At 64.6% G+C, this 20,943-nt stretch carries 19 protein-coding genes; 4 read left to right on the top strand and 15 right to left on the bottom strand.

The features are described from left to right. Positions 1 to 40 precede the first annotated feature (40 nt). Positions 41 to 244: a DUF1127 domain-containing protein gene (locus tag BRA471DRAFT_RS05360; RefSeq protein ID WP_007605194.1), complete on the top strand. Its 204-nt coding sequence runs from the start codon at positions 41 to 43 to the stop codon at positions 242 to 244. A gap of 78 nt (positions 245 to 322) precedes the next feature. Continuing rightward, on the top strand, positions 323 to 946 hold the full coding sequence (locus BRA471DRAFT_RS05355; protein ID WP_007605193.1) for a GNAT family N-acetyltransferase: 624 nt from the start codon (positions 323 to 325) through the stop codon (positions 944 to 946). Positions 947 to 1,087: 141 nt separating this feature from the next. On the opposite strand, the gene BRA471DRAFT_RS05350 is transcribed toward BRA471DRAFT_RS05355, so the two are convergent. Together BRA471DRAFT_RS05350 and BRA471DRAFT_RS05345 are read right to left on the bottom strand one after the other, a co-directional pair. Continuing rightward, positions 1,088 to 1,918: an enoyl-CoA hydratase gene (locus BRA471DRAFT_RS05350; protein ID WP_007605192.1), complete on the bottom strand. Its 831-nt coding sequence runs from the start codon at positions 1,916 to 1,918 to the stop codon at positions 1,088 to 1,090. A 123-nt stretch (positions 1,919 to 2,041) separates the two neighbouring features. Next, positions 2,042 to 2,743, bottom strand: coding sequence for an SDR family NAD(P)-dependent oxidoreductase (locus BRA471DRAFT_RS05345; protein ID WP_007605191.1), 702 nt, complete (start codon positions 2,741 to 2,743; stop codon positions 2,042 to 2,044). Positions 2,744 to 2,974: 231 nt separating this feature from the next. Here BRA471DRAFT_RS05345 and BRA471DRAFT_RS05340 point away from each other — a divergent pair, with 231 nt between their 5' ends. Further along, on the top strand, positions 2,975 to 4,759 hold the full coding sequence (locus BRA471DRAFT_RS05340) for an acyl-CoA dehydrogenase family protein (RefSeq protein ID WP_007605189.1): 1,785 nt from the start codon (positions 2,975 to 2,977) through the stop codon (positions 4,757 to 4,759). Between the two features lie 43 nt (positions 4,760 to 4,802). Next, the gene (locus BRA471DRAFT_RS05335) at positions 4,803 to 5,891 is read left to right on the top strand and encodes a Zn-dependent alcohol dehydrogenase (RefSeq protein ID WP_007605188.1); all 1,089 of its coding nucleotides are present in this window, start codon (positions 4,803 to 4,805) and stop codon (positions 5,889 to 5,891) included. 21 nt (positions 5,892 to 5,912) lie between these two features. Here BRA471DRAFT_RS05335 and BRA471DRAFT_RS05330 read toward each other — a convergent pair whose 3' ends face one another. The 13 genes from BRA471DRAFT_RS05330 to BRA471DRAFT_RS05270 form a co-directional block, all read right to left on the bottom strand. Next, a complete protein-coding gene (locus BRA471DRAFT_RS05330) occupies positions 5,913 to 7,292 on the bottom strand; it encodes a hypothetical protein (RefSeq protein ID WP_007605186.1) in 1,380 nt (459 codons plus the stop codon). A gap of 239 nt (positions 7,293 to 7,531) precedes the next feature. After that, positions 7,532 to 7,807: a DUF1488 family protein gene (locus tag BRA471DRAFT_RS05325; protein ID WP_026233404.1), complete on the bottom strand. Its 276-nt coding sequence runs from the start codon at positions 7,805 to 7,807 to the stop codon at positions 7,532 to 7,534. A gap of 77 nt (positions 7,808 to 7,884) precedes the next feature. Continuing rightward, positions 7,885 to 9,363, bottom strand: coding sequence for an AMP nucleosidase (locus BRA471DRAFT_RS05320; protein ID WP_007605183.1), 1,479 nt, complete (start codon positions 9,361 to 9,363; stop codon positions 7,885 to 7,887). 178 nt (positions 9,364 to 9,541) lie between these two features. Continuing rightward, complete coding sequence (locus tag BRA471DRAFT_RS05315) at positions 9,542 to 10,876, bottom strand: HlyD family type I secretion periplasmic adaptor subunit (protein WP_007605181.1); 1,335 nt, start codon at positions 10,874 to 10,876, stop codon at positions 9,542 to 9,544. After that, positions 10,873 to 12,618 (bottom strand): type I secretion system permease/ATPase, encoded by a 1,746-nt coding sequence (locus tag BRA471DRAFT_RS05310; protein WP_007605179.1) that lies wholly within the window; start codon positions 12,616 to 12,618, stop codon positions 10,873 to 10,875. The genes BRA471DRAFT_RS05315 and BRA471DRAFT_RS05310 overlap by 4 nt, the downstream gene beginning before the upstream one ends. Before the next feature lie 260 nt (positions 12,619 to 12,878). Continuing rightward, positions 12,879 to 13,148, bottom strand: a complete 270-nt coding sequence (locus BRA471DRAFT_RS05305; RefSeq protein ID WP_007605178.1) for a GlsB/YeaQ/YmgE family stress response membrane protein — start codon at positions 13,146 to 13,148, stop codon at positions 12,879 to 12,881. A 97-nt stretch (positions 13,149 to 13,245) separates the two neighbouring features. Continuing rightward, a complete protein-coding gene (locus tag BRA471DRAFT_RS05300; RefSeq protein ID WP_007605177.1) occupies positions 13,246 to 14,223 on the bottom strand; it encodes an ABC transporter ATP-binding protein in 978 nt (325 codons plus the stop codon). After that, a complete protein-coding gene (locus BRA471DRAFT_RS05295; RefSeq protein ID WP_007605176.1) occupies positions 14,220 to 15,635 on the bottom strand; it encodes an Asp-tRNA(Asn)/Glu-tRNA(Gln) amidotransferase GatCAB subunit A in 1,416 nt (471 codons plus the stop codon). Before BRA471DRAFT_RS05295 ends, BRA471DRAFT_RS05300 begins: the two co-directional genes overlap by 4 nt. Beyond that, on the bottom strand, positions 15,632 to 15,829 hold the full coding sequence (locus BRA471DRAFT_RS05290) for a hypothetical protein (RefSeq protein ID WP_007605175.1): 198 nt from the start codon (positions 15,827 to 15,829) through the stop codon (positions 15,632 to 15,634). Before BRA471DRAFT_RS05290 ends, BRA471DRAFT_RS05295 begins: the two co-directional genes overlap by 4 nt. Continuing rightward, positions 15,826 to 16,887 (bottom strand): ABC transporter ATP-binding protein, encoded by a 1,062-nt coding sequence (locus BRA471DRAFT_RS05285; protein ID WP_007605174.1) that lies wholly within the window; start codon positions 16,885 to 16,887, stop codon positions 15,826 to 15,828. The genes BRA471DRAFT_RS05290 and BRA471DRAFT_RS05285 overlap by 4 nt, the downstream gene beginning before the upstream one ends. 2 nt (positions 16,888 to 16,889) lie before the next feature. Next, the gene (locus BRA471DRAFT_RS05280; RefSeq protein WP_007605173.1) at positions 16,890 to 17,792 is read right to left on the bottom strand and encodes an ABC transporter permease; all 903 of its coding nucleotides are present in this window, start codon (positions 17,790 to 17,792) and stop codon (positions 16,890 to 16,892) included. 210 nt (positions 17,793 to 18,002) lie between these two features. After that, positions 18,003 to 18,956: an ABC transporter permease gene (locus BRA471DRAFT_RS05275; protein ID WP_007605172.1), complete on the bottom strand. Its 954-nt coding sequence runs from the start codon at positions 18,954 to 18,956 to the stop codon at positions 18,003 to 18,005. A gap of 194 nt (positions 18,957 to 19,150) precedes the next feature. Beyond that, the gene (locus BRA471DRAFT_RS05270; protein WP_007605170.1) at positions 19,151 to 20,809 is read right to left on the bottom strand and encodes an ABC transporter substrate-binding protein; all 1,659 of its coding nucleotides are present in this window, start codon (positions 20,807 to 20,809) and stop codon (positions 19,151 to 19,153) included. Between the last annotated feature and the right edge of the window lie 134 nt (positions 20,810 to 20,943).

The raw sequence follows: 20,943 nt of genomic DNA, 5'->3' as shown, positions 1-20,943 counted from the left end.
AGGCAGATATTAGCGGTCAAGTTAGCTCAAGGAGCTGAAAATGTCTACTTTGACCGAGAATTCGATGACAAATCATCATGCGCCCGGCCTGATCCACCAGATCGGCGAGACCCTTCACGTCTGGCACGAGCGCTACCGGACCCGCCGGGAGCTTACCAACTGGTCCGCGCGTGACCTTCAGGACGTCGGGCTGTCCTGGAGCGATGTGGCCTACGAGGCCGACAAACCCTTCTGGCGGGCCTGATTGGCCGCCAGGCCGGCGCCGCCTGACTGTGGGGCGCCGGCGGTCCCTTTTCCCTTTGGTCCCCTTGGGGCGCGTGTCATGAGCATCCTTCGCCCGGAAGATCTGAAGCAATATTCGGACACGCTGCGCACCCGACAGGGCGAGGCGCTGGGCGTTCGTTTCGTGGAGCCGCGCGACACCGAGGAGCTCCAGCACTATTTTCGCTCGCTCTCGACGCGGTCCCGCTACAACCGTTTCTTCGGCGCGATCAGCGAACTGCCGCAGGGCCTGCTGCACGAATTCCTCCAGGTCGGCGAGCGCGAACGTTTTACCGTGGTCGCGACCATGATGGTCGACGGCTTCGAGACCATCGTCGCCGAAGCGCGCTACGCGCTGCATGCCGAAACCGCGACGCTTGAATTCGGCCTGTCGGTTGCCGACCGCTGGCAGGGCCACGGCATCGCCACCGTGCTCATGAAGAATCTCGAATGCCGCGCCGCCGCGCTTGGCGCCGACCACATGTTCGGCGACACGTTGCGCTCCAACGCGGCCATGATCTCGCTCGCGCGCAAATCGAGATTCGCCTTCGTCAATCATCCGGACGACTGGAAGCTGGTGCGCTTCGACAAGGAGATCTCCGTCGCACCGAAAGACATTCCCTGCGCGAGCTGGCGCCTCGTCGCCCTTTCCCGTCAGGCCGATAGCCCCTCAGCCTCGGCCTGACACCACTCGAACCCGGCTCTGGTCAAACGAGCCGGGTTCTTTTTATTCTTCGTAGCCCGGATGGAGCGAAGCGCAATCCGGGATTTGGGCCGCAGTTGAAGCGTCCCGGATTTCGCTTCGCTCCATCCGGGCTACAGGTCCCTACTTCCCCGTGAACACCGCCTTGCGCTTCTCGATGAAGGCCTGCACCGCTTCCTTGTGATCGGCGGTCGTGGTCAGGCGGACCAGACGTTCGGCTTCGTGGTCGCGCGCGGTCTCGAAATCGAACAGCAGGGCCTCGTCGAGATTGTCCTTCATGTAGCGCAGCGCAAGGCGCGGACCCCCGGCCAGGGACTTCGCCAGTGCAAAGGCCTCGGCCTGTAATTTGTCGTCGGGCACCACGCGATTGACGAGGCCGATGGCCTCGCACCTGACGGCATCGACCCGATCGCCGGTGAACAGCAGCTCGCGCGCCCGCGCGGTGCCGACGAGGCGCGTCAACAGCCACGCGATGCCATAATCGCCGCTGAGCGCAATGCGCGCATAGCCGGTGGCCACGAAGGCCGATTGCGCGGCGATGCGGATGTCGCAGGCCATGGCGATGGCGAGCCCCGCGCCGACCGCCGGCCCCGGCAGCGCGGCGATGGTCGGCTTGCGCACCGACACCAGCGCGCCGGTGAGCAGTCGCTGCCGCTCCTGGAGATCGGCGATGCGATCTTCCAGCGACATCTCCAGCTTCTTCGGGTCGCGATGCGCGCCCATGCCCTTGACGTTGCCGCCGGCGCAGAACGCTTCGCCCGCGCCGGTGATCAGCAGCGCGCCGACATCGGGGTTCTCGCCGCAGGTGCGGATCATCGTGCGCAGCGCCGGGGTCAGCGCGTCCGACAGCGAGTTGCGCGCCTCAGGCCGGTTCAGCGTGATCAAAGCGACGCGATCGCGGATCACGCAGAGGAGTTCACTGGTGCCGGTATCGATGGTGGTTTCCGTGGTCATGCCGCTCCCTCTGTTTCGGCATTGCGAGGAGCGAATCGACGAAGCAATCCAGCCTTTTTCAGTGGAGGCATTTCTGGATTGCTTCGCTTCGCTCGCAATGACGGTGGTTGTGAATTTATCGCCTCAAAACTTCTCCACCCACGGCCGCAGCTCCAGCTCCCAGCTCCAGGCGCTGCGCGGCTGCTGCAGCAAATTCCAGTAGCTCTCCGCGATGGCATCGGGATCGAGCATTGAATCCGGCTTCTCCGGCACTTCCGTGCGCGCTGCGCTCCTGATGCCGCCATCGATCACGAAATGCGCGACATGGATGCCTTGCGGCGACAATTCGCGCGCCATGCTCTGCGCGAGCCCGCGCAGTGCGAACTTGCCCATCGCAAATGGCGCGGACTGCGCATAGCCCTTGACGCTTGCCGAAGCGCCGGTGAACAGGATCGCGCCGTGCTGGTTCGGCAGCATGCGCCTGGCCGCCTGCTGCGCCACCAGGAAGCCGCCATAGGCGCTGACCGCAACGGCGTTCGCCACGTCGGCCGGAACGAGATCGACGAACGGCCCGCGCGCGCGGCCGCTGGCGTTGTAGACGACCAAATCGGGCGTGCCGATCTCGCGTTCGACCAGGCCGAACAGACGCTCGACTTCATCAGAGTCGGTGGCGTTGCAGGCATAGGCCTTGGCGCCGGTCTCGCTGCAGAGCGCGCCAAGCTTCTCGATTTTTCGCGCGGCCAGTGCGACGCGGATGCCCTGGGCGGACAATAGTCGCGCCAGCGATGCGCTCAGGCCTTCGCCGGCGCCGACGATGAGGGCGATCTTGTATTTGGGGTGTTCCATGACGTGATCTCTCGAAGACGGGAAGCCGCTGATCTATGCACGGTCCGCGCGGACAACCACCCGGGACGATCACAATTCCGCAGGGCGAATTGCTCCCTCACGGCGATCATGCCTCCCTGACAATTTGCGGCTTTATCCGCTTTCGCGACTGGAGCATGATCGACATCATCTCAAGCGGCAAGCGCCAAATCAGCGCAAAATGACCGCAAGGCGGAAACGAAGAGGACGATCATGCACAAGCCGGCCCCCGCGCAGGCAAAACAGGTCGCGGCCGCACCATCCGGACTGCTGGCTCCCGACACCACCGGCATGAATTTCTACCGCGCCGACCAAGCCCTCACCGACCTCCTGCGCATTCATCTGCCGGAGACGCTATTCCGCCACATCGAGCCGCATCTCGATCGCCTGGGTGAACTCGCCGGCGGACATCTCGACGACTGCGCGCGGCTCGCCGACCGGCACACCCCGGTGCTGCACCAGCGCGACAAGTTCGGCCGCGACGTGCAGTGGATCGAATACCATCCCGCCTATCGCGAATTGGAGAACGCGGCCTTCGGCGAGTTCGGCATCCACGCGCTCTCGATCCGCAAGGGCATCATGGGCTGGCCGGACAAATATCCCGTCGTCGCCAAGCACGCCTTCACCTTCCTGTTCAACCAGACCGAATTCGGCATGGGTTGCCCGATCAACGTCACGGATGGCTGCGCCAAGCTGCTCGCGAATTTCGGGAGTGACGAACTGAAGGCAAAATATCTCGATGGCCTGACCCAGACCGACATGAGCAAGCTGACGCAAGGCGGCCAGTTCATGACCGAGAAGGAAGGCGGCTCCGACGTCGGCACGCTGACCACGACGGCGGTGCAGGAAGGCGACCATTGGCGCCTCTCCGGCGAAAAATGGTTCTGCTCGAACGCCGACGCGAAAGTCGTGATGCTGCTGGCGCGCCCCGAAGGCGCCGGCCCCGGCACGCGCGGCGTCGGTCTGTTCCTTATGCCGCGCTTCCTCGACGACGGTGCGCAGAACCACTACCGGATCGTGCGTCTGAAGGACAAGCTCGGCACGCGCTCGATGGCCTCGGGTGAAATCAAGCTCGAAGGCGCGATCGCCTACGCGGTCGGCAAGCTCGACCGTGGCTTCGTGCAGATGGCCGAGATGGTGAACTCGTCGCGGCTTTCAAATGGCGTCAAATCCACCGCGCTGATGCGCCGGGCCTACCATGACGCGATGACGGTGGCGAAAAACCGCGTGGTGTTCGGCAACCGCATCATCGACCTGCCGCTGGGCCGGCGCCAGATGCTGAAGATCATGTTGCCGGTCGAGCAGGCGTTGTCGATGAGCTTTCTCACTGCGGACGCGCTCGACCGCGCCGAGGCCGGCAGCCAGGATGCGGCCGCACTGCTGCGCATCCTGACGCCGACCTTGAAATTCCGCGCCACCCGCGATGCGCGAAAGGTCTGCGGCGATGCGATCGAGATGCGCGGCGGCATCGGCTATATCGAGGAATTCGCGACCGCCCGCCTGCTCCGCGACGCGCATCTCGGTTCGGTCTGGGAAGGCACCGGCAACATCGTCGCGATCGATGCGCTGAGGCGTGCGGTCGGCCGCCACGGCGCCGAATCCGCGCTCGCCGCCGATCTGCACGCCCGCCTCGATGACAGCCCCTCGGTGCCGCAGGCCTGGCGCGACCGGCTACACACCCTCACCGACCGCGCGGTGGGCTTCGCGCGCGAGGTTGCGGGAAAGGCCGACAATGAGGCCGATGCGCGCCGCGCCACGAGCCTGCTCTATCATGTCGCCAGCGCCGTCGCGCTCGCCTGGGAGGCACATCGTATTCACGACATGCGCGGCGATGCGCGAAGGCTGTTGTTGTCGCGGCTGGTGATCGATCACCGGGTGTCGCCGAGCGATCCGTTCCGGCTGACGGAAAATGCCGCGCAGCAGAAGATCGCCGCGCTGCTGCTCGGCGATCGTGATGCCGGCATGAGCGAGGTTGGCGAACTGGTCCTGGCAGCGTAGGCTGCACCCGCGTTCAAAGCAAAAAAGCGATAGGGAGTGCTCGATGAAGGCCGCCGTCCTCCATGAAGTCAACAAGCCCCTGGTCATCGAGGATGTCAGCCTGCCGAAGCCCGGCCCGCGCGAGGTCCTGATCCGGACCTCGGTCGCAGGTCTCTGCCACTCCGATCTGCACTTCATGGAAGGCCTTTATCCGCATCCGCTGCCCGCGGTGCTCGGGCACGAGTCCGCCGGTGTCGTCGAGCAGGTCGGCTCCGACGTGACCTATGTGAAGCCCGGCGATCATGTCGTCACCTGTCTTTCGGTGTTCTGCGGCACCTGCGACAATTGCACCACGGGCCGCACGGTGCTCTGCACCGACACCACGGTGAAATTGCTGCCCGGGGCTTCCAACCGGATGCAATGGGCCCGCTCCGAGAAGCTGCATCAATTTCTCAACCTGTCGTCGTTCGCCGAGCAAATGCTGGTGCACGAGAACGCGATCGTCAAAATCCGCAAGGAGATGCCGCTCGATCTCGCGGCGCTGATCGGCTGCGGCGTCATTACCGGCTACGGCGCGGTCGTGAACACGGCGAAGGTGACGGCCGGCGAGACCGTGGCCGTGATCGGGTGCGGCGGTGTCGGCATGGCTGCGATCAACGGCGCGCAGATCGCGGGCGCCGGTCGCATCATTGCCATCGACACCAATCCGGCCAAGCTCCAGCTCGCGACCAAGCTGGGCGCCACCGATATCATCAACCCCGCAGACGGCGACGTCGTGAAGCAGGTGCGCGATCTCACCAATGGCGGCGTGCATCATTCCTTCGAGGTACTCGGCCGCAAGGAGACCGCCGAGCAGGCCTTCGGCATGCTCGCTTCGGGCGGCACGGCCACCATCGTCGGCATGATTCCGTTCGGCCAGAAAATCGAGCTGCATGGCTTCGATTTCCTGCGCGAGCGCAGGATCCAGGGCTCCTCGATGGGCTCGAACCATTTTCGCGTCGACATGCCGCGGCTGGTGGATTTCTATCTGCGCGGCCGGCTGCACCTGGAAGACTGGATCTCGGCCAAGCTCAAGCTCTCCGAGATCAACGAAGGCTTTGCCAACATGAAAGCCGGCAAGACGCTGCGCAGCGTGATCATCTTTGACAGCTGATGGCTGGATGAAGCGGGACGCTCAGGATTGAGGCGATCGGTCCGGACCATCAGCCAGGTCGCAACGCGATTCTTTCAGGAGCAGCAGCGCCGCAGCTGTGACGAGACCCGTGGTGAGCAGGTACACGGGCGATATGCTCAAACCGGGCCCTTCGAAAACCAGATATGAGAACAATCCCGCGGTCGACACGATGAAGCCGAGCCAGACAAGCCTCGGAAAGCGAAATCCTCGTTCGCCGCGCCAAAGATCAAGCACGAGGTAGTACACGAGGAAGGTGTTGCAGAGTGACGCCGGCAGCACGCCCAGGACGATTCCGGCTTCGAACGCGAGATAGGATAACACGCCATCAACCTGAGCAATCACCGCGAAGGGCAAATAGCGCGGATTGAGGCAGGCCAGGGCGATGGACGCAAGCTCGAACGCGTAGAAGTACCGCTCGTGCATCTTCGGGAGCAGATACGGCATGAGCATCAGCGATACACACGCGGCGAGCAGAATAAACTCCGGCCCCGTCCGTCGAGAGCGCGCGATGAAGATCGACAAGGCGAGCCCGCTCGCCGCCGCGAGCACCATGCCGACGGCAACTCCGATCGCGTACGGCATACCCCCGGCCAAGACCCAGATGTTCGCTGCGTTCATGGTGAGGCGATCGAATGTATGGGCTTGGTCCAAATAGACCGCGAGCACGGACGCCAAGGATCTGCCGGCGACGACAACCGGAATGGCGAGAACCAGATAGATCCCGGGAACGGTGGCGAGCCATGCCAGGTAGATCCTGCGGCGCAGAATCATGCCGAGCACGAAGGGTCCCAGGAACACGCCCTGAGCTTTCACCGAAAAGGCCATCGCAAATGACGCAACGCCATTTCGGTCACGCATGAACAGCGCCACGGAAACCAACGTAAAGAAGGTCCAGATCGAATCACTCTCCGCCCACATTGCGCCGTTGAAGATCACCGTCGGTGCAAGCCAGATAGCGCAGAAGGCCAGGGAGGCGCGCAATGGTAGCCTTGTCGCTCGCCAGACGATCTGGGCCACAACGGTCGCGCAGCCCAACTCGAACACTGCCGAGATCGCTTTCACATGGGAAAGTGGCTCGCCTAGCCAATCAAATCGGGCGGCAATCAGCAGGAGATAGCTGTAGAACGGCGTGTAGTTGGTAAAGGCCTCGGCCAGCCCGGCGACACCGTGATCGCGCGCAAAGACATACCAGGGGATCAGATGCTGAATGGCGTCGTCGGTCGCGTGCTTCCGGGCAAAGTAGCGGAGCGCAAGGCCCACGAGTCCGCATCCGATCGCTACGGCAATTGCGAGCCGCCAACTGTTTGGCGGCGTCTTGTCCGGGTTGACGTCATGACCGGGCCCGCGGATCGCGTCGATTTCAACAATGTCCTTTGTCACGCGATCACTCGTGAGGCTCCATTTTCGTGACCTAATCTCTACGGGTCATCAATTCATAGTCGTATAACGTCTGGTTTCGCAGGTCTTAAGATTGCCGCGAAAAGCTTGCTTGGTTAGCGAATGCTTTAGAGGAATGACGCTCATCGAAATGGCTGGCAGCGGGAAGGTAAGCCAGCAAGACCAGATCTCGACCACCCGATGAACTGCCCCGGAGCACGATTGCGGAGGCTGGAGCGGAACTACCGCTGCAAATGTCGCGTAAAGATCCGCACCACATGACCCCTGACCCGCGGCGCCTCGTCGTAGAGGTCTGAGGCGAGCCGCTCGATGGTCTCGCGTAGCGACAAGAACTGGGCCTGCCGCGCGCTGCTTTCGGTGCCCTGCATGCCCGCAAGCTCATCCATCGCGGCGTCGCTGATCTGGCATTGCACGACCTCGCCGTCGTTCAGCATGGTGAAGCGAAAGGCGAGCCGTTCGAGATCATGGCCAATGATCCTGTCGCGCATGAGTGGCATCACTTCGTCCCGGTCGACCCCCGCGCCGAAAATGCTGAAAATCCCGCTGCTTGTCAGCGGCAAAGGCAATCCTTCGCCTACTGGAACGCAACTTCGGCGAAACTGCGGAGCTTTCGCGAATGCAGCCGCTCGGATTCCTGCTGCTTGAGCCGTTCCAGCGCCTTCAAGCCGATATCGAGATGCTGGCCGACGCGGCGGCGGTAGAATTCGCTGGCCATGCCTGCGAGCTTGATTTCGCCGTGCAGAGGCTTGTCGGAGACGCACAGCAGCGTGCCGTAGGGGACGCGAAAGCGGTAGCCGTTGGCGGCAATCGCGGCTGATTCCATATCGAGCGCAACCGCGCGCGATTGCGACAGGCGGCGAATGACATCGGGCCCGCTGATCTCCCAATTGCGGTTGTCGACACTCGCGACGGTGCCGGTGCGCATCAGGCGCTTGAGCTCGAAACCTTCGAGCCCGGTGACGTCCTCGACCGCCTCCTCGAGCGCCACCTGCATCTCCGCGAGCGCCGGGATCGGCACCCACAGCGGCAATTCACGATCGAGCACGTGGTCCTCGCGCACATAGCCATGGGCGAGCACATAGTCGCCGAGCCGCTGCGTGTTGCGCAGGCCCGCGCAATGGCCAAGCATCAGCCAGGCATGGGGCCGCAGCACGGCAACATGGTCGGTGACGTTGCGCGCGTTCGACGGACCGGTGCCGATGTTGATCAGGGTAATGCCGCGATAACCCGGCGCGACCAGATGGAACGCTGGCATCTGCGGTGCGCGCGCGGGCGCAACGCCCGTCGTCGTGCCGCCGCTGCGCGTGATCACGTTGCCCGGAGCGACGAAGGCATCGAGGCCGGCCTCGCCAGCCTGAAGCCGCTGCTGGCAGAGCTGAGCGAAAGCGTCGACGTAGAACTGGTAGTTGGTGAAGATCACGAAGTTCTGGAAATGCTCTGGATCCGTGCCCGTGTAGTGGTAGAGCCGGCGCAGCGAGTAGTCGACACGAGCTGCCCGAAACAGCGACAGCGGCTCGGGCGCGCCGGGCTGAAGCTCGAAAGTGCCGTCGGCAATGGCATCGTCCATGGTGGCCAGATCGGGCACGTCGAACGCATCGCGCAGCGACCGTGTGACGGGCGAGTTCTCGCTGGTGGTGATGGCGGCTTCGATGTTGATGTCGCGGCGATAGGCGAAGTGAACGGGGATCGGTTCGCTGGACTCGCCGATTTCGACCGGGACGCCGTGGTTCTGGATCAACAGTCCGATCTGCTCGGTGAAATAGGTCCGGAACAGATCCGGCCGCGTAACGCTGGTCTCGTGCACGCCGGGCCGCGCGACGAAGCCGTAGGCGAGACGCGAATCCAGCCGCGCATGCGTCGCGGTGGTGACACGGACGAAGGGGTAGAAGGCCCGCACCCGCGTCGTGATCGCCTCGCCGTTGACGTAAGCTTCGAACCGGTCGCGCAGGAACTTCGTATTGCGCTCGTAGATCTCTTCGAGGCGAGAGACGGCGAGGCCAGCGTCGGAAAAGGACTCGGTCGCGACGGAGGGTGGGGATTGGATGGATTGCATTGTTCGACGCCGGGTTGCTGGGGCTGAATCGAACTATAGCAAGAAAACCAAAGCAAGAAAGAAGCCGCCCGTCATTGCGAGCGTAGCGAAGCAATCCAGAAATCTCGCCGCGGAGGCAACCTGGATTGCTTCGCTACGCTCGCAATGACGAAAGGAGGCGCGGATGCGCCTTCGCGCGTCACTTCTCCCGGAACGCCCGCATGAACTGGTCGTGCAGCGGCTTCATCAGATAGGACAGCATGGTGCGGTCGCCGGTCTGGACGAAGGCTTCCGCCGGCATGCCGGGAATCAGCCTGGAGTCACCGAGCTTGGCGACCTCTTCTGCCGAGAGCGAGACGCGGATGGTGTAGTAGCTCTGGCCGGTGCGCTGATCGGTGGTGACGTCGGGCGAGACGCGGCTGACGACGCCGTTGAGCTCCGGGGTGGTGCGCTGGTTGAAGGCGGACAGGCGCAGCAGCGTCTTCTGGCCAATCTGGAGCTTGTCGATATCGACCGGATTGACCTTGGCCTCGACCTGGAGATCGTCGGCCTGCGGCACGATCAGCATGAGGGCGTCGCCGGCGGTGATGACGCCACCAACGGTATGCACGGTCGATTGCAGCACCATGCCGTCCTGCGGCGCGCGGATGTCGACGCGGCGAAGCTGGTCCTCGGCAGCGACCTTGCGCTCGATCATTTCGCCGATCTTGTCGTTGGTCTCGCGCAGATCCTTGGAGACCTCGCTGACCATATCCTTGTCGACCTGGATGATCTGGAGCTCGGTCTCGGTGATCTTGCCCTTGGCCTGCGCGCGCGAGGCGATGTATTGCGCGCGCTCGCCGTTGAGGCGGGCACTATCGCGTTCGAGCGTGGTCAGACGGGAGATCTGCACCAGGTGTTTGTCATAGAGATCGCGGACACCGATCAGCTCCTGCTGCACCAGCGAGATTTCCCTGTCCTTGGCCCGCTCCTGCGCGGAGAGGCCCTCGATCTCCTCGTTGAGCTGCTGGATGCGCTCGCGCAGCTGCGCCTTCTGGCCGGCGCGCCCGTTGACGCGGACGTCGAACAGCTTGGTTTCGGCCGAGAGCAGCGCCTTGACGTCGGGATCGTTGCCGCGATCGAGCAGCGCTTGCGGGTAGTCGATCCTGTCGATCCCGCGCTGCTCGGCCTGGAGCCGCGCCGCACGCGCCTGCGCGGCGTCGAGATTCTTGGTGACGATGGCGAGATTGGCCTTGGTAACGGTGTCGTCGAGCCGCACCACGATGTCGCCGGCCTTGACCACGTCGCCGTCGCGAGCACGGACCTCGCCGACGACGCCGCCGGTTGGATGCTGGACCTTCTTCACGTTGGATTCGACCACGATCTGACCCGGCGCGATCAGCGCGCCGGAAATCTGCACCGTCGAAGCCCAGCCGCCGAGGCCGACCAGGAGGACCAGCACGATCCCAAGCCCGAGCATCAAGTGGAACCGGATCGACTGCCGTACGGTCCGCTTCGCGGCAGGCTTCGCGCCGCCGAGCGCCATCGTGCTCATGCCTTGGCTCCGCCTTCGCTGACGATCTTGATCGGAGCCGGCGGTGTCACGCGCGGCTGGAGCACCTGGGCGAGCACCTGTTCCTTCGGCCCGAAGGCCTGCATGCGGCCGTCGCGCAGCACCAGGATCTGGTCGACCGCTTCCACGCCGATCGGGCGGTGCGCCACCACGACGACAATGGCGCCGCGCTCGCGCGCCGCGCGGATGGCGCGGGTCAGCGCTTCGTCGCCTTCGGTATCGAGATTGGAATTGGGCTCGTCGAGCACGATCAGGAACGGGTTGCCATAGAGCGCGCGCGCCAGCGCCACGCGCTGCGCCTGGCCCGCGGAGAGCGCCGTGCCCTGCTCGCCGACCTGGGTGTTGTAGCCCTCGCGCATCTTGATGATCATCTCGTGCACGCCGGCTTCCTTGGCGGCGGCGATGATACCATCGGAGGTGGCCTCGGGATCGAAGCGGCTGATGTTCTGCGCGATGGTGCCGCCGAACAATTCGACGTCCTGCGGTAGATAGCCGATATGGCGGCCAAGCATGTCCGACGACCACTGGTCGAGCGCCGCGCCGTCGAGCCGCACCTTGCCGCGGACCGGCTGCCAAACGCCGACCAGCGCGCGGATCAGCGACGACTTGCCGGAGCCGCTCGGTCCGATCACGCCGAGGCCGTTGCCGGCTTCGAGCGCGAAGGTGATGTCCTGCACGATGAGGCGCTGGTCGCCCGGCGGCACCATGGCGACGCCTTCGACCGAGAGGCGGCTGGTGGGCGCCTGCAGCTGGGTCGGCATCGTCTGCGCCGGCATCTGCTCCAATAGGCGGGTCAGGCGGTGCCAGCTCTGGCGTGCCGCGACAAAGGATTTCCAGTGCGCGATCGCGAGGTCGACCGGCGCGAGCGCACGGGCCGAGAGAATCGAGCCGGCGATGATGATGCCGGCGGTAGCCTCCTGGTGAATGACGAGATAGGCGCCGACCGCGAGCACGGCCGATTGCAGCATCATGCGCAGCACCTTTGCGACCGCGCCGAGACCGCCGGCGACGTCGCTCGCACGCTGGTTGCCGTCGAGATATTTTTCGTTGGCCTCGCTCCAGCGCGCGTTCATCCGGCCGGCCATGCCCATCGACACCATGACTTCGGCGTTGCGGCGGCTGGCCTGAGCGAGATCGTTGCGCTGGGCCGCGAGCCCCATCGCCTCGCGCGCCGGCTGGCGGGACATGAACTCGGTGACCAGCGTCAACCCGACCAGGATGACGGCGCCAACCAGCGCGGTGACGCCGATCATGACGTGGAAGGCGAAGCAGATGGCGAGATAGAGCGGCAGCCAGGGCAGGTCGAAGAACGCGCTCGGGCCCATGCCGCCGAGGAAGGAGCGGACATTGTCGAGATCGCGCAGCGGCTGAAGCCCCTCGTTGCGGCTGCCGACCAGCAGCGGCAGCCGCACGATGGTGTCGAACACCCGCTTGTTCAAGGCTTCGTCCAGGGCGGTGCCGACCCGGCCCAGGATCCGGTTGCGGATCATGTCCAGCACGCCCTGCGCCATGTAGAGGAAACTGGCGAGGACGATCAGGCCGACCAGGGTCGGAATGCTGCGGCTCGGCAGCACCCGGTCGTAGACCTCCAGCATGAAGATCGACCCGGTCAGATAGAGCAGGTTGATCATGCAGCTCATCAAGCCGACGCCGACGAACGCCGTGCGACAGGCGCGCAGCGCATCACCGAGCTCTGAGCGGCGGACGCCGGGAACGGCTGCCATCAGTCTGATCTCTTTCGGGTAGGGGCCAAAGTCCCTGATTTCAAAGGCAAATTCAGGAGTAATTGACCCGGATTAACATCGCGTTTGCGCTCATCGCCCAACGCAGTCGAACACCCGGGACCCCTATAGCCCACATCACCCCCGACCGACCTTGCACGCAAGTCCGGAATCTCACGATCTTGCGGCTTTTTCTTGCAGACATGTCACCTCTCCCCGGGCGGGGAGAGGTCAAAAGTTCGATCAATTGAACCCGGGCGTCATTAGAACCGGCCGCCGCCGCGGACCAGCCGCACCACCAGCAGCAGGATGACCGCGCCGATGGCGGAATAGATGATCTCCGATATCAGCCCGGTGCCGATGTGAATGCCGAGCTTCGGAAACAGGAAGCTTGCCACCAGCGCGCCGGCGATGCCGACCACGATATCGCCGATGATGCCGAACCCGGTTCCGCGCACCACTTTGCCGGCCAGCCAACCAGCGACGAGGCCGACGAACAGGATGACAAGCAAGCCTTCATTCGAAATGTACATAAGTGAGGTCCCTCTCCGTGAACGGTTCCATGGAAGCGGAACCGGGATGAACGAGGTCTGAATGCTGTTCCCCCGTTCCCCGCTTGCGGTCCAGGTATCACGACAGCGCGGTGACCGGCTCCGCCAGCACGCACCGGGCCGCCCGGCCCGGCCCGACCTCCACATTCCCTGGCAGCTGCTCCAGGCAGCTCGGCTGGGCAGCGGGGCAGCGGGGCGCAAAGGAGCAGTTGTGCGGCCTCTCGCCAAGCGACGGCGGGGTGCCGGGGATGGTCTCGAGCCGCTGTCCCCGCTTGGCCCCGTGGACGGTCGAGGCGAGCAGGCCCTTGGCATAGGGATGCACCGGCGAGCGGACGATGTCGCGAAGCATGCCCTGCTCCACGATCTGGCCGGCATACATCACCGCGACCCGATCGCAGATCTCGATGGCGACGCCGATGTCGTGGGTGACGAAGATGACGGACATGCCGAACTCGCGCTGCAGCTCGCGCAACAGCAGCAGGATCTGGATCTGGACGGTGGCATCGAGCGCAGTGGTCGGCTCGTCCGCGAGCAATATCTTGGGACGACACGCGAGCGCCAGCGCGATCATCGCGCGCTGACGCATGCCGCCGGACATTTCATGCGGATAGGCATCGAGCCGGCGTTTTGCGGAAGGAATGCGCACGACCTCGAGCATTTCGAGTGCGCGCGCCCTGCCCTCCGCATACGACTTGCCTTCGTGACGCACCACGCTTTCGGCGATCTGCGCGCCGATGGTGTAGACCGGATCGAGCGCGAGCGCCGGCTCCTGAAAGATCATCGACACGGTCTGGCCGCGGAACGACGACAGCTGCTCGTCGTTCATGGCGAGCACGTCGCGGCCCATGACGTTGACCTTGCCCGTGATCTGCGTGCGCTTCTTCGGCAACAGGCGCATCAGTGCACGCAAGGTCACGCTCTTGCCCGAACCGGATTCTCCGAGCAGGCCCAGCACCTCGCCGTCGCCGAGCGAGAGGCTGAGATCGTTCACGGCATAGACCGTGCGCTCGCCGGTGAAGCGGATGTTGAGGCCTGAGATCTCGACGAGCTTTGTCATGACGGAAGTTTCGGCAGCCTGTCGTGGTAGTCGGTGGCGCGCTGGAACGCGGCGCCGATTGTGAGCAGCGTCGCTTCATCGAAGGATCGGCCGATCAGCTGCATGCCGATCGGAAGGCCGCTTTTGGTGAAGCCCGAGGGCACCGTGAGCGACGGCAGGCCGAGGTAATTCACCGGACGGGTGAACAGCGTCAGCCGCTGCAACAGCGCCGGCGCGTTCGGCCCGCCGCCGACGTCGCTCTCCTCGATCGTCGGCGCCGGCACCGGGGACGCCGGTGCGATCATCACGTCGACACCTGACGTCGCAGCATTGTGCGCGGCGAGCGCAGGTCCGCGCCAGCGCATCGCCTCGAGGTAGGTGATGGCGGGGACCGCGAGCCCGTTCTGGAGCCGCATCAACACCTGAGGACCATAATCCTGCGGCCGCTCGATCATCCAGCGCTTGTGGAAGGCGGCGGCTTCGGCTGCAAGCACGAGCTGGCTTGCCGCGGACAATTGCCGCTGGTCGGGCAGCTCGACGGTGACGATGTCGGCGCCTTCGCGCTTGAGCACCGCAATGGTCTCGTCCAGCACGCGCGCGACCTCGCCGTCGAGATCGTCGACATAGAAGGACGAGGGGACCCCGACCTTGAGGCCCTTCAACGAGCCCTTGGTCGCGCCGACATAGTCGGACAGCGGCTCATGACTGCAGGTCGAATCCTCAGGATCGGGGCCGGCCATCAGCGCCAGCAGCAGCGCGCAATCCTCGGCGGTGCGGGCGAGCGGGCCGACCGTGTCGAGCGACTGCGACAGCGGCATCGCGCCGGCGCGGCTGACCCGGCCGACGGTGGTCTTCAGTCCAGTGACCCCGCAGAAATGCGCGGGCATGCGGATCGAGCCGCCGGTGTCGGAGCCAAGCGCGGCATAGGTCAATCGCGCCGCGACCGCCGAGCCCGAGCCAGACGACGAGCCGCCGGTAATGTGCGCGACGCTCCAGGGATTGCGCACCGGACCGTAATGGGCGTTATGGCCGGTCGGGCCATAGGCGAATTCCGCGAGATGCAGCGTGCCGAGGCGAACCTGGCCGGCGTCCTTCAGCCGCTGCAAGGCGGTGGAGGTCACTGTCGGAACGAAATCGCGGCGGATCAGCGAGCCGCAGGTCGCGATGTGGCCTGCGTCGTAGTACATGTCCTTGTGCGCGAGCGGCACCCCGTGCAACGGACCGCGGACTTCGCCCTTGGCGAGTTCGGCGTCGGCGGCTTCGGCCGCCTTCAGCGCCGCCTCTGCCTCGATCGACATGAAGGCGTTGAGATGCGGCTGCCACTGCGCGATGCGATGCAACAGCGCGCGCGTCACCTCATGCGAGGACACCTGCTTCATCGCGATCGCGCGCGCGACCTCGGTGAGCGTCATCAATGCGGGCTCGGTGCTCATTTCGAGAGCTTCGCAGTCTGCGCGATCGGATAGAGCGCGGGCTCGAGATCGAACGGCAACGTGCCGGCAATGGCCGCAAAGCCCTCGAAGGCCGGTCCGATGGAATTGGAGATGCGCGCCGCGATCTCGTCGTCGACGGGAACGCCGGCGACCTGTGCCGTCGCCTTGATCTCTTTTGTCGTCGGTCTCGTCATGCGGTTTCCTCCTTCGGCGCGCGGCTATGGCCTGACCCCGGGATCGCCATGTAGCACGCGGCCTCGTGGCCCATTCTATCGAGCGCGGTGAGTTTTGGTGTCGCATTTGCGCAGAGCGGCTCCGCAAACGGGCAACGGGTGTGGAAGCGGCAGCCCGATGGCGGATCGATCGGATTGGGCGGATCGCCCGTGATCGGCGGCGTCTCGGTGCGACGGTCCGGATCCGAGGACGGCATCGCGGCAAGGAGTGCGCGCGTATAGGGATGTGCCGGCTGATCCCAGACCTGGTCGACCGGGCCGAGCTCGACGACCTCGCCGAGATACATCACCAGCACGCGATCGCTGATGTAGCGCACGACGTTGAGGTCGTGACTGATGAAGAGATAGGTCAGGCCGAACTCGCTCTTGAGATCGGCAAGCAGATTGAGAACCTGCGCCTCGACCGATTTGTCGAGCGCGGAGACCGCTTCGTCCAGGATCACCAGACGCGGCGAGAGTGCGAGCGCCCGCGCGATGTTGACGCGCTGACGCTGGCCGCCGGAGATCTCGTGGGGGTAGCGGTTGGCGAAATTTGCCGGAACCAGGCCCACCTTGCCCAGCAGCTCGCGCGCCAGCGCGCGCGCGGCGCCGTCGGCCATGCCATGCACCTTCGGACCGAAGGCGATCGATTCCTCGACGGTCAGGCGCGGATTGAGCGAGGCGTAGGAATCCTGGAACACCATCTGCATGCCGCGGCGCAGCTCTCGCAGAGAGAGCGACTGGCCAACGCTCATGCCGTCATAGATGATGTCGCCGGTGTCGCGCGGCATCAGATGCATGAGCAGCCGCGCGGTGGTCGACTTGCCGCAACCGGACTCGCCGACGATGCCCACGGTCTCGCCCTTGGCGACGGTGAACGAGACATTATCGACCGCACGCACGGTACGCTTTGCGGCGAACAGGCCGCCACGAACCGGAAAATGCTTGGTCAGGCCGTTGACCTGGAGCAGCGGCTGGGCGACGCCGCCGAGGTCTTCGATCGGCTCCAGCATTGCGACCGACGTATTGGTTTCGCTCATGGCTAGTTCCTGATGTCCATGGCGCTACGCAGGCCGTCCGAGAGCAGGTTGAAGCAGATCGAGACCGCGAAGATCATCGCGCCGGGGAGCGCGGCGACCCAGGGGTTGACGTAGATCGCGGTCCGCAGGGTATTCAACATCAGGCCCCATTCCGGCTCCGGCGGCTTGGTGCCGAGTCCAAGGAAGGACAGGCCTGCCGCAAGGATCATCGAGACCGAGATCAGGCTGGTCGCGTAGACGAAGATCGAACCGAGCACATTGCCGAGGATATGAACGCGCATGATGGTGAACGGCCCCGCACCCGAGGCGCGCGCGGCATCCACGAAGTCCATGTTGCGCACGCCCGTGGTGACGCTTTCAGCGACGCGGGTGATCTGCGGCACGAACACGACGGTCAACGACACGATGGAATTGAGGATGCCCGCGCCCAGCGCGCCCGAGATCGCGATCGCCAGCAGCACGGACGGAAAAGCATAGAACACGTCGATCGTACGCATGATCGCGGTGTTGAGCTTGCCGCCGACATAGCCGGCAACGAGGCCGAGCGAGGTGCCGATGCAGAAGGCGAGGATCACAGGCAAAATGCCGATGAGAAGCGACAGCCGCCCGCCATAGATCAGCCGCGCCAGCATGTCGCGACCGAGCTCGTCGGTGCCGAGCGGGTAGCCTGATGTGCCGATGTGCCGAAGGCGCCGGATCATCGAGCCCTTGTAGGGATCTTCCAGACCGAGCCACGGCGCAACGATCGCAGACAGGAAGATCAGCAGCAGCACCAGCGCGCAGACCATGCTGACCTTGTCGCGCCGGATACGACGGCCGACGGTCGCCCAATAGCCGCGCGCCTTGGTCGCGGGCGCGGACTGAAGCGCCGCATCGCTGGCGACGGACAACGGAAGCTCGGTCATCAGCGAGCCTCCGTTAAGCATCGCCGAATTCGATGCCCATCAAGACGGCGGAGCACCTCTCCCGCGTGCGGGAGAGGTCGGCGCGCAGCGCCGGGTGAGGGTTCTTTCCTCTTGGGGGTTCTCGATTGAGGAGACACCCTCTCCCCAACCCTCCCCCGCAGGCGGGGGAGGGAGCGCACCGTTTGCTCGGCTACCACTGGGCTCATCCCGCTAGCCCCGCTTGATGCGCGGGTCGATCGCGGCTTGCGCGATGTCGACCAGCAGATTGAGGAAGACGAAGAACAGCGCCAGGATCAGGATCGTGCCCTGGAGCAGCGGCAGGTCGCGCTGGAAGATCGCCGAGTTGAGCAGGAAGCCCGAGCCCGGCCAGGAGAACACGGTCTCGATCAGGATCGAGCCGCCAAGCATGTAACCAAGCTGAAGTCCCATCACCGCGAGCGCGGTGGGCGCGGCGTTCTTGATGACGTGACGGAACACGCCGCGCTCATGCAGGCCTTTTGCACGCAGCGCCTCGACGAAGTCCTGGCTGAGAATGTCGCCGGTCAGCGCGCGCACCGTGCGGGTGACGATGCCCATCGGGATCACCGAGGTCGTGATCGCCGGCAGCACGAGATATTGCAAATGCGCCCAGTCCCAGGCCCAGGCGGCGGAGCCGCCGGATCCTGCGCCGACGGCGGGCAGCCAATTCAACTGGACCGAGAAGATGATGACGAGCACCATGCCAAGCCAGTAATGCGGCACCGAAACGCCGGCGATGGCAAAGGACGTCGCCAACTTGTCGATCCAGGTCTCGCGGAAATAGCCGGCGATCAGGCCGAGCAAGACGCCCATGGTAAAGCCGATGATGGCCGCCGCAATCGCCAGCGTGACGGTGTTGCTGACCGCGCGCATGACCTCGGCCAGCACCGGGCGGCCCGTGGCGATGGAATTGCCGAGATCGCCATGAAGCGCGCGGAGCAGCCAAAGCCCGAACTGCACCGGCAACGGGCGATCGAAACCGTAGGCGGTGCGGAGCTGGGCGGCGAGCTCCTGCGAGGCGTCGGCCGGCAGCACGGCCACCAGCGGATCGCCCGGCGTGATGTGCACGAGCAGAAAACACACCAGCGCGACGCTGATGACGATCGGGACGACGTAGACGATGCGTCTGGCGATATAGGCGAGCACGTTGTTTCTTTTCTTCCCTTCTCCCCTTGTGGGAGAAGGTGGCGCGAAGCGCCGGATGAGGGGTTGTTTCCGCGAATGATACTGCGTCAGTTGAGAGGTCCGCTTTCGCGGAGACAGACCCCTCACCCGGCTTCGCTAAGGCGAAGCCACCCTCTCCCGCAAGGGGAGAGGGTGCAGCGAGTGCGCGGCGCGAATTATTGCATCGATACCAGCGAGAAGTCGATGAACCAGCTCTTCGGCTGCACGACGCCTGTCACCTTCGGGCTGATGGCGCGGGGGCCGACGTCGTGGGCGACGTAGAGGAAGGCTGCGTCGTCCACGGAGGCCGCGTGCAGTTCGGCGAGCGCGGCGTCACGCGCGGCGGGATCGAAGGTCTGCCGTGCCTTCTTCACGAGCTCGTCGAATTTTGGGTTGTTGATGAAACCCCAATTGTTCGAGACCGGCGGGGCCATGCCCGATTGCAGGAAGCGCACCAGTGCGAAGAACGGATCCATCGCCGCGTAGGTGACGTTGGTCGCGTTCGAGCCGTTGGCGCTGGGATCCTTGGCACCGCGGCGCCAATTGGTGAACAGCGTATTCCATTCGATGACGTCGAGCTGCACGTCAAAATAGCATTCGGCCAGCGCCTGCTGCAGATATTCGTTCATCGGCAGCGGCTGCATCTGGCCCGAGCCGGACGCCGAGGTCTGGGTCTTCACCGTCAGCTTCTTGTTCGGGCCGAAGCCTGCCTCCTGCATCAGCTTCTGCGCAGCCGCCTTGTCGTACTTGATCTCGAAGGTCGGCTTGCCGCGCCAGGGATGGCCGACCTCGAAGGTGCCGGTCGCCGGCACCATCAGCCCCGCGAGCAGGCCGTCCTTGAGGCCTTCGCGATCGACGCAGAGGTTCGCGGCCTTGCGGACGCGGATGTCGTTCCAGGGCGAGCCCTCGACGCGCGAGAACTGCCACGGCCAGACATGCGGCTGCTCGTTGGCGTAGAGCTTGAAGCCGCGCTGCTTCAATTCAGGCAACGCGTCCGGCGCCGGGGCTTCGACCCAATCGACCTGCCCGGAAAGCAGCGCTGCGGTGCGCGCATTTGCTTCCGGCATCGGCAGGAGCACCATCTTGTCGACCTTGGGCACGCGGTCCTTGTTCCAGTAGCTCGCATTCTTGACCAGCTCGAGCCGCTCGCGCGGGGTGAACGCGGCCATCTTCCAGGGACCGGTGCCGGCTGCATCCTTGGCGAACGCGGTCCAGGCCGCCTGCGACTTCGCCTTGGCGTCAGCGCCTTCTGCCTTGTCGTAGAAGTGCTGCCATTTCGCCGGGCTCGCCATGAAGAGGTTGGTGAGGTTGATCGGCAGGAAGCTGTCGGGCTCCTTGGTGGTGAGCTCGATCGTCATGTCGTCGATCTTCTTCGCGGATGCCAGCGTCGGCATGCGCGAGGCAGTGACGCCGACCTGGCTCGGATCGAATTGCGGCGCGTCCTGCTTCAGCACCTTCTCGACATTCCACACCACGGCGTCTGCATTGAACGGCGAGCCGTCATGGAAGGTGACGCCCGGCCGCAGCTTGAAAGTCCATTTGGTCTTGTCGGCATCGTCGACCTTCCACTCGGTGGCAAGGCCGGGGATCACCACGCTGGCCTTGTCGGCCGAGGACAGGTCCCAGCCGGTGAGCGCGTCGTACATGGTAAGGCCGGTGAAGCGGTTGCCCTCAAAGCCCTGATCGGGCTGGCCCAGCGTGCGCGGAATATCGGCAGCAGTCATGGCGATGCGCAGCACGGTTTCGGCACCGGCCGCGCGCGGCCACGCAGCTGCGCTACTGAGCGCCAGCAACGCGATCAGCGCCGCGCGGGTCTTGTTTTTGTTGATCAGCATTGCCTCAATCCTTTTTCCGGCTTCGATGACTAATTTTGATGCAAACGTATGCAACGGCTATGCCAATGGGGAAACTTTTTCTGCAAATTGCCCCTGCGACGACAAGTCCTTGTGATCGCACGTCGGCGAAGGCA

It is taken from the genome of Bradyrhizobium sp. WSM471 (genome assembly GCF_000244915.1).
Taxonomy (GTDB): Bacteria; Pseudomonadota; Alphaproteobacteria; order Rhizobiales; family Xanthobacteraceae; genus Bradyrhizobium.
This window is presented reverse-complemented; position numbering and strand designations above follow the sequence as displayed.

What these genes read in the sequence shown, in the direction of transcription:
- BRA471DRAFT_RS05335 (WP_007605188.1), top strand. Translation starts at nt 4,803, where the DNA reads ATGAAGGCCGCCGTCCTCCATGAAGTCAACAAGCCCCTGGTCATCGAG.
- BRA471DRAFT_RS05350 (WP_007605192.1), bottom strand. Translation starts at nt 1,918, where the DNA reads ATGACCACGGAAACCACCATCGATACCGGCACCAGTGAACTCCTCTGC.
- BRA471DRAFT_RS05280 (WP_007605173.1), bottom strand. Translation starts at nt 17,792, where the DNA reads ATGACCGAGCTTCCGTTGTCCGTCGCCAGCGATGCGGCGCTTCAGTCC.
- BRA471DRAFT_RS05285 (WP_007605174.1), bottom strand. Translation starts at nt 16,887, where the DNA reads ATGAGCGAAACCAATACGTCGGTCGCAATGCTGGAGCCGATCGAAGAC.
- BRA471DRAFT_RS05345 (WP_007605191.1), bottom strand. Translation starts at nt 2,743, where the DNA reads ATGGAACACCCCAAATACAAGATCGCCCTCATCGTCGGCGCCGGCGAA.
- BRA471DRAFT_RS05295 (WP_007605176.1), bottom strand. Translation starts at nt 15,635, where the DNA reads ATGAGCACCGAGCCCGCATTGATGACGCTCACCGAGGTCGCGCGCGCG.
- BRA471DRAFT_RS05355 (WP_007605193.1), top strand. Translation starts at nt 323, where the DNA reads ATGAGCATCCTTCGCCCGGAAGATCTGAAGCAATATTCGGACACGCTG.
- BRA471DRAFT_RS05305 (WP_007605178.1), bottom strand. Translation starts at nt 13,148, where the DNA reads ATGTACATTTCGAATGAAGGCTTGCTTGTCATCCTGTTCGTCGGCCTC.
- BRA471DRAFT_RS05270 (WP_007605170.1), bottom strand. Translation starts at nt 20,809, where the DNA reads ATGCTGATCAACAAAAACAAGACCCGCGCGGCGCTGATCGCGTTGCTG.
- BRA471DRAFT_RS05310 (WP_007605179.1), bottom strand. Translation starts at nt 12,618, where the DNA reads ATGGCAGCCGTTCCCGGCGTCCGCCGCTCAGAGCTCGGTGATGCGCTG.
- BRA471DRAFT_RS05360 (WP_007605194.1), top strand. Translation starts at nt 41, where the DNA reads ATGTCTACTTTGACCGAGAATTCGATGACAAATCATCATGCGCCCGGC.
- BRA471DRAFT_RS05325 (WP_026233404.1), bottom strand. Translation starts at nt 7,807, where the DNA reads ATGCCACTCATGCGCGACAGGATCATTGGCCATGATCTCGAACGGCTC.
- BRA471DRAFT_RS05340 (WP_007605189.1), top strand. Translation starts at nt 2,975, where the DNA reads ATGCACAAGCCGGCCCCCGCGCAGGCAAAACAGGTCGCGGCCGCACCA.
- BRA471DRAFT_RS05315 (WP_007605181.1), bottom strand. Translation starts at nt 10,876, where the DNA reads ATGAGCACGATGGCGCTCGGCGGCGCGAAGCCTGCCGCGAAGCGGACC.
- BRA471DRAFT_RS05320 (WP_007605183.1), bottom strand. Translation starts at nt 9,363, where the DNA reads ATGCAATCCATCCAATCCCCACCCTCCGTCGCGACCGAGTCCTTTTCC.
- BRA471DRAFT_RS05290 (WP_007605175.1), bottom strand. Translation starts at nt 15,829, where the DNA reads ATGACGAGACCGACGACAAAAGAGATCAAGGCGACGGCACAGGTCGCC.
- BRA471DRAFT_RS05300 (WP_007605177.1), bottom strand. Translation starts at nt 14,223, where the DNA reads ATGACAAAGCTCGTCGAGATCTCAGGCCTCAACATCCGCTTCACCGGC.